Below are 11,987 nucleotides of genomic sequence, written 5' to 3'. Positions count from 1 at the left end.
CGTTGGCCTGAACGGCGCTATCGTTGGCATGACCACCTTCGGTGAGTCTGCGCCGGCTGAGCAGCTGTTCGAAGAGTTCGGCTTCACCGTCGACAACGTGGTCGCTAAAGCGAAAGCGCTGCTGTAATGGCTGGTACGGTGCGGGCTGATGCCCTCACCCCAACCCTCTCCCACAGGAGAGGGTGCAAATACCAAAAACGGTAACCCCTGGGTTACCGTTTTGCTGTTACCTCGCCACCCGGCTTTTTGTATGCACTATTCTTCGAACATGTAACCGCCCTGTGAATTATTCCAAAAGAAATGTGACACAAGTCATATAGCTGGTTTATTGCGCTGGACAAACATTCCTTTTATTCCTTGTTTCGCTTATTCTAGCTGAAGCGTTTCAGTCGTTTAAATGTTCGACAATTAATCAATCAGTCGCAGTTTGCAGCTGGTAAGGTTCCCCTCAGAGCGTTGCTGGATTACTCTGTCAGCCACCTCAAAAAAGGGTCAGCCTTGCAGGAGATCTATGACCATTCGCATCGCGATTAATGGCTTCGGTCGTATTGGACGTAACGTGGTTCGTGCGCTATATGAGTCCGGGCGTCGTGCGGAAATCACCGTGGTGGCAATCAATGAGCTGGCGGATGCGGCAGGGATCGCGCATTTGTTGAAATATGATACCAGCCATGGCCGCTTCGCCTGGGATGTCCGTCAGGAGCGCGAACAGCTGTTTGTTGGCGATGATGCCATCCGCCTGCTACACGAGCCGACCATTGCGGCGCTGCCGTGGCGCGAGCTGGCGGTAGACGTGGTGCTCGACTGCACCGGCGTATACGGGAGTCGTGAACACGGCGAAGCCCATCTGCAGGCTGGCGCGAAGAAAGTGCTCTTCTCCCATCCTGGCGGCAACGATCTCGACGCGACGGTGGTCTATGGCGTCAATCAGGATGAGCTCCGCGCCGAGCACCGCATTGTCTCCAACGCCTCCTGCACCACCAACTGCATTATTCCGATCATTAAACTGTTAGATGATGCCTATGGCATTGAGTCCGGCACCGTCACCACCATTCATTCGGCGATGCATGACCAGCAGGTGATTGACGCCTACCATCCGGATCTGCGGCGTACCCGCGCGGCCAGCCAGTCGATCATTCCGGTGGATACCAAACTGGCGGCAGGGATCACCCGTATTTTCCCGCAGTTTAATGACCGTTTTGAAGCGATTGCCGTGCGGGTGCCGACGATAAACGTGACGGCAATTGACCTGAGCGTGACGGTGAAAAAACCGGTAAAAGCATGTGAAGTCAACCAGTTGCTGCAAAAAGCAGCACAAGGTGCATTTCATGGTATAGTTGACTATACGGAATTACCGTTGGTCTCGACAGATTTTAACCACGATCCGCACAGTGCTATTGTTGATGGCACGCAAACCCGGGTCAGTGGCGCGCATCTGATCAAAACGCTGGTCTGGTGCGATAACGAATGGGGCTTTGCTAACCGAATGCTCGACACGACGTTAGCGATGGCGGCTATTGGTTTCAGGTTCGACGCATAAACGTCGACAAAACTTTATGAATCAACGAGAGGATTCACCATGTCTGTAATTAAGATGACCGATCTGGATCTGGCTGGTAAACGCGTTTTTATCCGTGCGGATCTGAACGTACCAGTTAAAGACGGGAAAGTAACCAGCGACGCACGTATCCGTGCATCTCTGCCGACCATTGAACTGGCGCTGAAGCAGGGCGCGAAAGTCATGGTTACTTCTCACCTGGGTCGTCCGACCGAAGGCGAGTACAACGAAGAATTCTCTCTGCTGCCGGTTGTTAATTACCTGAAAGACAAACTGTCCAACCCGGTACGTCTGGTTAAAGACTACCTGGATGGCGTGGAAGTGGCTGCCGGTGAGCTGGTGGTTCTGGAAAACGTTCGCTTCAACAAAGGCGAGAAAAAAGACGACGAAGCGCTGTCCAAAAAATATGCCGCGCTGTGCGACGTGTTCGTGATGGATGCTTTCGGTACTGCGCACCGCGCGCAGGCTTCCACCCACGGCATCGGCAAATTTGCTGACGTGGCGTGCGCAGGCCCGCTGCTGGCCGCTGAACTGGACGCGCTGGGTAAAGCGCTGAAAGAGCCGGCTCGTCCGATGGTCGCTATCGTGGGTGGTTCTAAAGTGTCCACCAAACTGACCGTGCTGGATTCCCTGTCTAAAATCGCTGACCAGCTGATCGTCGGCGGCGGTATCGCCAACACCTTCGTTGCTGCCCAGGGCCACAACGTCGGTAAATCCCTGTACGAAGCAGACCTGGTTGATGAAGCTAAGCGCCTGCTGAGCACCTGTGATATCCCGGTTCCGACGGACGTTCGCGTCGCGACCGAGTTCTCCGAAACCGCAACGGCAACCCTGAAATCTGTTAACGACATCAAAGATGACGAGCAGATTCTGGACCTTGGCGACGTTTCCGCACAGAAACTGGCCGACATCCTGAAAAACGCCAAAACCATCCTGTGGAACGGCCCGGTTGGCGTATTCGAATTCCCGAACTTCCGTAAAGGGACTGAAATCGTGGCTAACGCTATCGCGGACAGCGAAGGTTTCTCCATCGCCGGCGGCGGTGACACCCTGGCAGCGATCGACCTGTTCGGCATCGCTGACAAAATCTCCTACATCTCCACTGGCGGCGGCGCATTCCTTGAATTCGTCGAAGGCAAAGTCCTGCCGGCAGTAGCGATGCTCGAAGAGCGCGCTAAGCAGTAATTCAGTTCAGGCGGGGAAACCCGCCTGTTTTTCAGCGCGCTTAAGGGCTCGCGAACCTTCTTCAACGGTCGAAGATACAGATACAGGACTAAGTAACATGTCTAAAATTTTTGATTTCGTAAAACCGGGCGTCATCACTGGCGACGACGTTCAGAAAGTGTTCCAGGTAGCGAAAGAAAACAACTTTGCACTGCCGGCGGTAAACTGCGTAGGTACTGACTCCATCAACGCCGTTCTGGAAGCTGCTGCGAAAGTTCGCTCTCCGGTTATCGTTCAGTTCTCTAACGGCGGCGCCGCGTTCATCGCAGGTAAAGGCGTGAAAACTGACGTTCCTCAGGGAGCTGCTATCCTCGGCGCTATCTCTGGCGCGCACCACGTGCACCAGATGGCTGAGCACTACGGCGTGCCGGTTATCCTGCACACTGACCACTGCGCGAAGAAACTGCTGCCGTGGATCGACGGTCTGCTGGACGCCGGTGAAAAACACTTCGCTGCTACCGGTAAACCGCTGTTCTCTTCTCACATGATCGACCTGTCTGAAGAGTCCCTGCACGAAAACATTGAAATCTGCTCTAAATACCTGGCGCGCATGGCCAAAATGGACATGACCCTGGAAATCGAACTGGGTTGCACCGGTGGCGAAGAAGACGGCGTGGACAACAGCCACATGGACGCTTCCGCCCTGTACACTCAGCCGGAAGACGTGGATTACGCCTACACCGAGCTGAGCAAAATCAGCCCGCGCTTCACCATTGCCGCTTCCTTCGGTAACGTACACGGCGTGTACAAACCGGGTAACGTGGTTCTGACTCCGACCATCCTGCGCGACTCTCAGGAATATGTTTCCAAGAAACACAACCTGCCGCACAACAGCCTGAACTTCGTCTTCCACGGCGGTTCCGGTTCTTCCGCTCAGGAAATCAAAGACTCCGTCAGCTACGGCGTAGTGAAAATGAACATCGATACCGACACCCAATGGGCAACCTGGGACGGTATCCTGCAGTACTACAAAACTAACGAAGCTTACCTGCAGGGCCAGCTGGGCAACCCGAAAGGTGAAGACCAGCCGAACAAGAAATACTACGATCCGCGCGTATGGCTGCGTGCTGCACAGACTTCCATGGTGACCCGTCTGGAGCAGGCATTTAAAGAGCTGAACGCGATCGACGTTCTGTAAGAAAAATCTGTTTCTTACCCTGAAGCCCGCAGCAATGCGGGCTTTTTTATTACTTTAACAACAGGATAGCGTGCAGGAAAACTGTGATCCATTTGGCAAAACGTGCACTTATTGTTTACCCTATAACCTGACTGCCCTGTTGCAGGCTGAGTTATTTACTTCCCCGTTCGGGGATTCATAAGGAATGTTAAATGGAAGATTTGAACGTTGTCGATAGCATCAACAACGCCGGGACGTGGCTGGCACGCAACCAGGAGCTGCTGCTGAGCTATGCCGTCAACATCGTGGCGGCGATCGTTATCCTGGTCATCGGGATGATCGTGGCGCGCATCGTCTCTAACACCGTCAACCGCCTGATGCTGGCGCGTAAGATTGATGCCACCGTTGCTGATTTTCTCTCGGCGCTGGTGCGTTACGCGGTTATCGCCTTCACCCTGATTGCCGCCCTGGGCCGGGTAGGCGTGCAGACCGCCTCGGTCATTGCTGTGCTGGGTGCCGCCGGTTTGGCGGTGGGTTTAGCACTGCAGGGATCGCTGTCGAACCTTGCCGCAGGCGTACTACTGGTGATGTTCCGCCCGTTCCGCGCGGGTGAATATGTCGATCTCGGCGGTATCGCCGGCACCGTGCAGAACGTGCAGATTTTCTCCACCACCCTGCGTACCGCAGATGGCAAAATCGTGGTGGTGCCGAATGGCAAAATCATCGCCGGCAACATCATTAACTTCTCCCGCGAACCGGCGCGCCGCAATGAGTTTATCATTGGCGTATCCTACGATGCTGATATCGACAAGGTGAAGCAGCTGCTGACCTCGATTATCGAATCTGACGATCGTATTCTGCGCGATCGCGAAATGACCGTACGCCTGAACGAACTTGGCGCCTCATCGGTGAACTTCGTGGTTCGCGTGTGGAGCAAAAGCAGCGATCTGCAAAACGTCTACTGGGACGTGCTGGAGCGTATTAAGCGTGATTTCGACGCTAACGGCATCAGTTTCCCGTATCCGCAGATGGATGTTCATGTGGTACAACTGCCGGAAAAAGTAGAGTAAATCATCACTGACAGAGTCAGGCCGGCCATGCCGGCCTTTTTTAATGGCTCACTATTAGCTTAGCTTATTAGTGATTAATACTTTCAATTTCCGCTAATAATCCATTCGCGTTATAGTCAGCGCCACTCTCGAACACAGCGGAAAAATCCTTATGTTTACCTATTACTTTCAGGGCCTTGCCCTGGGAGCGGCAATGATTTTGCCGCTTGGCCCGCAAAATGCTTTTGTGATGAATCAGGGGATCCGTCGTCAGTATCACCTGATGATTGCCCTGCTGTGCGCGGTCAGCGACTTGCTGTTGATCTGCGCCGGTATTTTTGGCGGTAGCGCGCTGCTGATGCAATCCCCATGGCTGCTGGCGATAGTGACCTGGGGCGGCGTGGCCTTTTTGTTGTGGTATGGCTTCGGCGCACTGAAAACGGCGTTCAGTCAGAATCTTGAGCTCGCCAGCGCCGAGGTGATGCAGCAGGGGCGCTGGAAAATCATTATAACTATGCTGGCGGTCACCTGGCTGAACCCGCATGTTTACCTGGATACCTTTGTGGTGCTGGGCAGCCTGGGAGGGCAGCTGGCGGTGGAGCCGAAGCGCTGGTTTGCGCTGGGGACCATTAGCGCCTCTTTTCTGTGGTTCTTTGGCCTGGCGCTGTTAGCCGCCTGGCTGGCGCCGCGGCTGCGTACCGCCAAAGCCCAGCGGATCATCAATATTGTGGTCGGCGCCGTCATGTGGTTTATTGCGTTTCAGCTGGCAAAAGAGGGCGTCGGCCATATCCTGGCGTTGCTCAACTAAGCGTTGTCCGATGGACTTTCCTGCTGTACGCGCTAAGCTTGCTGGCATGCGTCCCGTAAGGGCGATTTAAGTAACATGGAGAAACGACAGTGAAGTTAAAAGTCTTAGCCCTGGCGGCAGCACTCGGATTTAGCACAATGGCGGCACAGGCAAACGAATTGCCAGACGGTCCGCACATTGTGACTTCAGGCACAGCAAGCGTTGCCGCGGTTCCGGATATTGCCACCCTGGCGATCGAAGTGAACGTCGCGGCGAAAGATGCCGCATCGGCGAAAAAGCAGGCAGACGATCGCGTCGCGCAGTATCTCTCTTTCCTTGAAAAGAGCGGTATCGCGAAAAAAGACATTAGCTCTGCGAATCTGCGTACCCAGCCTGATTATGACTATCAGAACGGGAAAAGCATTCTCAAAGGCTATCGGGCGGTGCGCACCGTGGAAGTGACGTTGCGCCAGCTGGATAAACTTAACGGCCTGCTGGACGGCGCGCTGAAGGCGGGACTGAACGAAATCCGCTCCGTTTCGCTGGGCGTTGCGCAACCGGATGCCTACAAGGATAAGGCGCGTAAAGCGGCGATCGATGACGCGGTGCATCAGGCACAGGAGCTGGCGGCTGGCTTCCACAGCAAGCTGGGGCCGGTCTACAGCGTGCGCTACCACGTCTCCAACTATCAGCCGAGCCCGATGGTGCGTATGATGAAGGCCGCTGACGCTGCGCCGGTTTCAGCCCAGGAAACCTACGAGCAGGCGACTATCCAGTTTGACGACCAGGTTGACGTGGTCTTTGAGCTGCAGCCAGCTCAGGCCGCCGCGCCAGCCGCGCCGGCGAAACCGGCGGAAGAGCCGAAACCAGCGCAGTAAGCGATAGAAACAAAAAAGCCACTTCCGGGAAGTGGCTTTTTTTATGCCGGGGATTTAATCCTGACGCAGCACTTTGTGGCCGTAATCAATAAGCGCATCGGTCACCCGGCGCATCATGCGGCTTTCCGGCGCAAAGCGGTGCCAGTACAGCATACGACGCTGGAACAGACCGGGCGTGAGGTCAATAAGCTCGCCGCTTTTCAGCTCTTTTTCGATTTGCAGATGCGGGATCATACAGCAGGTAGTGCCCTGGCGCGCCAGCTGCACGAAGGCTTCTGATGAGTTAACGATGTGGCAGGGGACGCTACCCGGCGGCAGGTCGAAGTTTTGCTGCAGGAACGCCTGATGCATATCGTCCAGATGATCAAAGGCGACGACCGGCGCTTTCAGCAGCGCAGAACGCGTCACGCCGTTCGGGAAATAGCGTTGCGCAAACTCTTTTGAGGCGACAAACAGGTAATCGAGCGCGCCGAGCTGATCCACCAGACAGCTTGGCAGCGCCTGCGGCTGGATACTCACTGCGCCCACCACTTCCCCACGGCGCAAGCGCTCCTGGGTGCGGGTTTCATCTTCCACCTGCAGGTTAAGACGAATAGGGGAGTCTGACAGAACATTGGCCAGCGCCGGCAGCAGCCAGGTGGCCAGACTGTCGGCGTTCACCGCCAGCGACAACAGCAGCGGCGTGGAGCCGGTCTGCTCGTCGCCCAGCCACTCTTCTTCCAGCAGTTCAACCTGGCGTAACAGGGCCAGCAGCTTTTGCCCCTGCTCGGTGGGGCGTGGCGGCACGGTGCGCACCAGCAGCGGTTGACCGAACATATTTTCCAGCTGCTTAATACGCTGTGAGACGGCGGACTGGGTAATACATAGCTTCTGCGCGGCGCGCTCAAATCCTCGTTCCCTAATCACCGCATCCAGCGCTTGTAGTGTCCTGTAGTCCGGTCGTTTCATTATTCTGGCGTGCCCCCATAACTAATCGTTATCTCGCACTATGACATAAATTTTTATTTGATACAGACGAAATTGGTCTGCTCAGTTGTGTGATCTGCATCGCAGGGACATTTCCACTGTCGATGTTCTATAATGCGCCACAGGCATTCACATCTCGGACCATAATTATGACGCAGGATGAACTGAAAAAAGCAGTAGGTTGGGCGGCGCTGCAATACGTACAGCCAGGGACCATTGTCGGCGTAGGTACCGGCTCGACGGCGGCCCATTTTATTGACGCGCTGGGCACGATGAAGGGGCAGATTGAAGGCGCGGTCTCCAGCTCCGATGCCTCTACCGAAAAGCTCAAAAGCCTCGGGATCCCCGTCTTCGATCTCAACAGCGTCGATCGCCTGGGGATCTATGTTGATGGCGCGGATGAGATCAACGGCCATATGCAAATGATCAAAGGCGGCGGCGCGGCGCTGACCCGTGAGAAGATCATCGCTTCGGTCGCCGATAAATTTATCTGCATCGCCGATGCCTCCAAGCAGGTTGATATTCTCGGCGCATTCCCGCTGCCGGTTGAAGTCATTCCGATGGCGCGCAGCGCCGTCGCGCGTCAACTGGTCAAGCTGGGCGGTCGTCCGGAGTACCGTCAGGGCGTGGTGACCGATAACGGCAACGTCATCCTGGACGTGCATGGCCTGGAAATTCTTGATGCTGTCGCGCTGGAGAATGCCATCAACGGCATCCCTGGCGTCGTGACCGTAGGGCTGTTCGCCAACCGCGGGGCCGACGTGGCACTGATCGGTACGGCCGATGGCGTGAAAACCATCGTAAAATAGTCTGTCCGCAGGGAGCCAGTCGGCTCCCTCGCAAATATTTTTTCACCTGGTGCAATTTGGTGACTTCTGTCACATTTATGCAACCATTCTGATTAACACGCTACCATTAATCTTCTTTCTGGTGTTTTGTCCTGTCATTTCCCTCTGGATGACATTTCTTCAGGACGGCGACGCAAACGTTCATATTGCCGCGATAGTTTTTTTTGATATGTTGCTGAGACGAACTTTCGTTCAGCACGACATCAGTTAAGACAAAACAGGACGGGGAAATGGCTAAGGTATCACTGGAAAAAGACAAGATTAAATTTCTGCTGGTTGAAGGTGTGCATCAAAAGGCAATCGATAGCCTTCGCGCAGCAGGTTACACCAACATTGAATTTCATAAAGGCGCGCTGGACTCCGAACAGCTGAAAGCGTCGATCCGTGATGCCCATTTCATCGGCCTGCGTTCCCGTACCCATCTGACTGAAGAGATTTTCGCCGCGGCGGAAAAACTGGTTGCCGTGGGTTGCTTCTGCATCGGTACCAACCAGGTCGATCTGAACGCCGCCGCGAAGCGCGGTATTCCGGTGTTTAACGCGCCATTCTCGAATACCCGTTCGGTGGCCGAGCTGGTCATCGGTGAGCTGCTGCTGCTGCTGCGCGGCGTGCCGGAAGCCAACGCCAAGGCGCATCGCGGCGTATGGAATAAGCTGGCGGTCGGCAGCTTTGAAGCGCGCGGCAAGAAACTGGGGATTATCGGTTACGGCCATATCGGTACCCAGCTCGGCATTCTGGCGGAATCGCTGGGGATGCATGTCTTCTTCTATGATATTGAAAATAAACTGCCGCTCGGCAACGCCACCCAGGTTCAGCATCTCTCCGACCTGCTGAACATGAGCGATGTGGTCAGCCTGCACGTTCCGGAAAACGCCTCCACCAAAAACATGATGGGTGCGGAAGAGCTGGCGCTGATGAAGCCGGGCGCGCTGCTGATCAACGCCTCCCGCGGTACCGTGGTGGATATTCCGGCGCTATGCGATGCGCTGGCGAGTAAGCATCTGGCCGGGGCGGCTATCGACGTCTTCCCGACAGAACCCGCCACCAACAGCGACCCCTTCACTTCGCCACTGTGCGAGTTTGATAACGTGATCCTGACTCCGCATATCGGCGGTTCGACCCAGGAAGCGCAGGAGAACATCGGTCTGGAAGTGGCTGGCAAGCTGGCGAAGTACTCTGACAACGGGTCAACCCTGTCGGCAGTTAACTTCCCGGAAGTTTCTCTGCCGCTGCATGGCGGCCGCCGTCTGCTGCATATCCATGAGAACCGGCCGGGCGTCCTGACCGCCATCAACCAGATCTTCGCCGCGCAGAGCATCAACATTGCCGCGCAGTATCTGCAAACGTCGCCGCAGATGGGTTACGTGGTTATTGATATTGAAGCGGAAGAAGATGTTGCCCAGCAGGCGCTGCAGGCAATGAAAGCGATCCCGGGGACTATCCGCGCCCGTCTGCTGTTCTAATCATTTTTGCCTCTCGGGCAGGTCGCGTACCTGCCCGTTTTTTTGTTAATACTTTCCAGGCTGGAATTCTCGTCCTCGCGTACCTACCAACACCAGGTTTTTCCCGGGGTGATCACCGCCGGCAGCGGGATATCCCACTCTTCACTTGGCAGGCTATCCACCTGCTGGCAGTCGTGCGCGTAGCCTACCGGCTGCAGGCGATACTGCTGCCAGTTTTGCAGCGTACGGTCGTAAAAACCGCCGCCCATCCCCAGCCGCTGACCACTGACATCGAAGGCCACCAGCGGGGTCACCAGCACATCGAGTTCAGCGAGCGGCAGCACGTCCCGCACATCGAGCTTCGGTTCGCGGATTTTCAGGCGATTCACTATCAGTTGGCTCTGAGGATGGTAGTGTAAAAACAACAGGTTTCCGGGGCTAAACGGATGCAGCACCGGGAGATACACCCGCTTGCCGGCGCGCCAGAGCTGGTCGATCAGCGGCTGGGTGTCCAGCTCGCCGTCAAAGGAGAGGAACAGCGCCACGGTATGAGCGAGTATGACCGGCGGCCAGGCCATCATCCGCTCCGCGGCCTGTTGGGCAAACAGGCGCTGTTGCTCCGGGCTGAGCGCGCGGCGACGCTCGCGGATCTGCTGGCGAATATGCTGTCTGGAGAGCGGGATATCAGGCTGTAGGGTCATACAGGTCTCATTACGAGCAAGCGAAACAGTACGAGGAAGTGTAATACAGGGCGGCAGCAGCCGAAAACAGGAGTGTTGGGATAATGCGAACTAAAGAAGGGAATCTCCGAGATGCCGCCGCAGGCTGTAACCCTTGAACCCTTGGTTCAAGGTGAATGTGTCGTCACAGTTTTAAGGCTTCTCGGACGAACCGAGCATGCTCACCAACCGTGGAGCGCCACATTCTTGTGGTATGAAATATCGGCTCAGGGGACTGGCCCGCTTGCAAACATCTCAGAGAAATTTTGTTCTGGAATTACTCTAACACAGTTAACTGCAAAGTGTTATTCAAACTTTGACCCTGGTCTTTCGCTTATGCGACCTTGCTCAAGCAATGCCTGTTCAATGGTCTGCTGAAGCATCCGAATGCGCTGCTCCATGCTCGAAGCGTAGTCGCGGGTCTTCGCTTTTTCCTGAGTCAACTCATAGCTGATGTTCAACGCGGCGATGAAGACCAACTGCTCAGTATTTGTGACTCTAGTGCGTTCTTTTAAATCTTGCAACCGCTGATTAAGGTCTTCAGCTGCCTGATTCAGGGCATCCCTTTGTTCAGGCGGGCAATTCACTCGCAGTGAACGGCCGAAAATTTGGAGATCTACGGGTTGTGCAGACATGCCACCTTCCTGCTGATTGACTGCGCTGCCTTCACATCCGAGCCTGGGTCTGCGAAGGGGCGACACTATAGCTACCCTGGTGCAGGGATACAAGCCCTTTTCTGGTTCACCAGGGTCCAAAGTGGTAGCATATCATGAATATTCCTCCCAACGATGACGAATGCGCATGTCTATACAGAACGAAATGCCTGGTTACAACGATGTAGACCAGTTACTGAACCAACAAGGGGTCGGCCTCACCCCAGCCGAAATGCACGGTTTGATCAGCGGATTGCTGTGCGGCGGCAACACGGACAGCAGCTGGCTGCCGCTGGTGCACGACCTGACCAACGAAGGGCTCGCCTTTGGTCATGAACTGGCCCAGGCGCTGCGTAACATGCATTCCGCCATCAGCGATTCACTGGATGACGACGGTTTCCTCTTTCAACTGTATCTACCGGAAGGCGATGCGGTAAGCGTCTTCGACCGCGCCGACGCTCTCGCCGGTTGGGTCAACCATTTCCTGCTCGGCCTTGGCGTCAGCCAACCGAAGCTGGATAAAGTGAAAGACGAGACCGGGGAAGCGATTGACGATCTGCGTAATATTGCCCAACTGGGCTACGATGAAGACGAAGATCAGGAAGAGCTGGAGATGTCTCTGGAGGAGATTATCGAGTATGTCCGCGTTGCCGCACTGCTGTGCCACGACACTTTTTCTCGTCAGCAGCCAACCGCACCGGAAGTCCGCAAACCGACATTACACTAACTAAAATTCGTTCAGGGGG

Annotated in this window: 13 protein-coding genes and 1 other RNA gene; 10 read left to right on the top strand and 4 right to left on the bottom strand. The window is 55.4% G+C overall.

The genetic code is table 11. The features are described from left to right. The 7 genes from CW267_RS31465 to CW267_RS23220 form a co-directional block, all read left to right on the top strand. The coding region (locus CW267_RS31465; protein WP_073545714.1) for a transketolase-like TK C-terminal-containing protein at positions 1-127 on the top strand (127 nt) is incomplete at its 5' end. A gap of 384 nt (positions 128-511) precedes the next feature. Further along, the gene (gene epd / locus CW267_RS23245; protein WP_004205289.1) at positions 512-1,540 is read left to right on the top strand and encodes an erythrose-4-phosphate dehydrogenase; all 1,029 of its coding nucleotides are present in this window, start codon (positions 512-514) and stop codon (positions 1,538-1,540) included. Between the two features lie 39 nt (positions 1,541-1,579). After that, complete coding sequence (gene pgk / locus CW267_RS23240) at positions 1,580-2,743, top strand: phosphoglycerate kinase (protein WP_008806453.1); 1,164 nt, start codon at positions 1,580-1,582, stop codon at positions 2,741-2,743. A gap of 97 nt (positions 2,744-2,840) precedes the next feature. Beyond that, positions 2,841-3,920 (top strand): class II fructose-bisphosphate aldolase, encoded by a 1,080-nt coding sequence (gene fbaA / locus CW267_RS23235; protein ID WP_008806452.1) that lies wholly within the window; start codon positions 2,841-2,843, stop codon positions 3,918-3,920. A gap of 191 nt (positions 3,921-4,111) precedes the next feature. Continuing rightward, on the top strand, positions 4,112-4,969 hold the full coding sequence (locus tag CW267_RS23230; RefSeq protein WP_100781233.1) for a small-conductance mechanosensitive channel MscS: 858 nt from the start codon (positions 4,112-4,114) through the stop codon (positions 4,967-4,969). Between the two features lie 151 nt (positions 4,970-5,120). Continuing rightward, positions 5,121-5,756: an arginine exporter ArgO gene (gene argO, locus CW267_RS23225; RefSeq protein ID WP_008806450.1), complete on the top strand. Its 636-nt coding sequence runs from the start codon at positions 5,121-5,123 to the stop codon at positions 5,754-5,756. An 89-nt stretch (positions 5,757-5,845) separates the two neighbouring features. Beyond that, entirely contained in the window at positions 5,846-6,613 is a 768-nt protein-coding gene (locus tag CW267_RS23220; RefSeq protein ID WP_012967233.1) for an oxidative stress defense protein, read from the top strand. A 54-nt stretch (positions 6,614-6,667) separates the two neighbouring features. Here CW267_RS23220 and argP read toward each other — a convergent pair whose 3' ends face one another. Beyond that, positions 6,668-7,561: a DNA-binding transcriptional regulator ArgP gene (argP, locus tag CW267_RS23215; RefSeq protein ID WP_008806448.1), complete on the bottom strand. Its 894-nt coding sequence runs from the start codon at positions 7,559-7,561 to the stop codon at positions 6,668-6,670. Between the two features lie 167 nt (positions 7,562-7,728). Between argP and rpiA the strand changes: the two genes are divergently transcribed. Next, on the top strand, positions 7,729-8,388 hold the full coding sequence (gene rpiA / locus CW267_RS23210; RefSeq protein ID WP_008806447.1) for a ribose-5-phosphate isomerase RpiA: 660 nt from the start codon (positions 7,729-7,731) through the stop codon (positions 8,386-8,388). A gap of 269 nt (positions 8,389-8,657) precedes the next feature. After that, a complete protein-coding gene (serA, locus tag CW267_RS23205; protein ID WP_008806446.1) occupies positions 8,658-9,890 on the top strand; it encodes a phosphoglycerate dehydrogenase in 1,233 nt (410 codons plus the stop codon). 83 nt (positions 9,891-9,973) lie between these two features. Here serA and CW267_RS23200 read toward each other — a convergent pair whose 3' ends face one another. From CW267_RS23200 to zapA, 3 genes are all read right to left on the bottom strand, one after another. Next, positions 9,974-10,570 carry a 5-formyltetrahydrofolate cyclo-ligase gene (locus CW267_RS23200; RefSeq protein WP_008806445.1) on the bottom strand — a complete coding sequence of 199 codons (597 nt, stop codon included), beginning with the start codon at positions 10,568-10,570 and terminating at the stop codon, positions 9,974-9,976. 99 nt (positions 10,571-10,669) lie between these two features. Next, positions 10,670-10,853: non-coding RNA, 6S RNA (gene ssrS / locus CW267_RS23195), on the bottom strand. 40 nt (positions 10,854-10,893) lie between these two features. Further along, positions 10,894-11,223: a cell division protein ZapA gene (gene zapA / locus CW267_RS23190; RefSeq protein ID WP_004205298.1), complete on the bottom strand. Its 330-nt coding sequence runs from the start codon at positions 11,221-11,223 to the stop codon at positions 10,894-10,896. Between the two features lie 166 nt (positions 11,224-11,389). On the opposite strand from zapA, the gene CW267_RS23185 reads away from it, so the two are divergent. Continuing rightward, the gene (locus CW267_RS23185; RefSeq protein ID WP_008806444.1) at positions 11,390-11,968 is read left to right on the top strand and encodes a YecA family protein; all 579 of its coding nucleotides are present in this window, start codon (positions 11,390-11,392) and stop codon (positions 11,966-11,968) included. Positions 11,969-11,987: the final 19 nt, after the last annotated feature.

The sequence above is a fragment of the Klebsiella sp. X1-16S-Nf21 genome (genome assembly GCF_002837615.1).
Classification (GTDB): Bacteria; Pseudomonadota; Gammaproteobacteria; order Enterobacterales; family Enterobacteriaceae; genus Klebsiella; species Klebsiella variicola.
This window is presented reverse-complemented; position numbering and strand designations above follow the sequence as displayed.

Coding starts and splice junctions, on each gene's coding strand:
- epd (WP_004205289.1), top strand. CDS start 512: ATGACCATTCGCATCGCGATTAATGGCTTCGGTCGTATTGGACGTAAC.
- pgk (WP_008806453.1), top strand. CDS start 1,580: ATGTCTGTAATTAAGATGACCGATCTGGATCTGGCTGGTAAACGCGTT.
- fbaA (WP_008806452.1), top strand. CDS start 2,841: ATGTCTAAAATTTTTGATTTCGTAAAACCGGGCGTCATCACTGGCGAC.
- CW267_RS23230 (WP_100781233.1), top strand. CDS start 4,112: ATGGAAGATTTGAACGTTGTCGATAGCATCAACAACGCCGGGACGTGG.
- argO (WP_008806450.1), top strand. CDS start 5,121: ATGTTTACCTATTACTTTCAGGGCCTTGCCCTGGGAGCGGCAATGATT.
- argP (WP_008806448.1), bottom strand. CDS start 7,561: ATGAAACGACCGGACTACAGGACACTACAAGCGCTGGATGCGGTGATT.
- rpiA (WP_008806447.1), top strand. CDS start 7,729: ATGACGCAGGATGAACTGAAAAAAGCAGTAGGTTGGGCGGCGCTGCAA.
- serA (WP_008806446.1), top strand. CDS start 8,658: ATGGCTAAGGTATCACTGGAAAAAGACAAGATTAAATTTCTGCTGGTT.
- CW267_RS23200 (WP_008806445.1), bottom strand. CDS start 10,570: ATGACCCTACAGCCTGATATCCCGCTCTCCAGACAGCATATTCGCCAG.
- zapA (WP_004205298.1), bottom strand. CDS start 11,223: ATGTCTGCACAACCCGTAGATCTCCAAATTTTCGGCCGTTCACTGCGA.
- CW267_RS23185 (WP_008806444.1), top strand. CDS start 11,390: ATGTCTATACAGAACGAAATGCCTGGTTACAACGATGTAGACCAGTTA.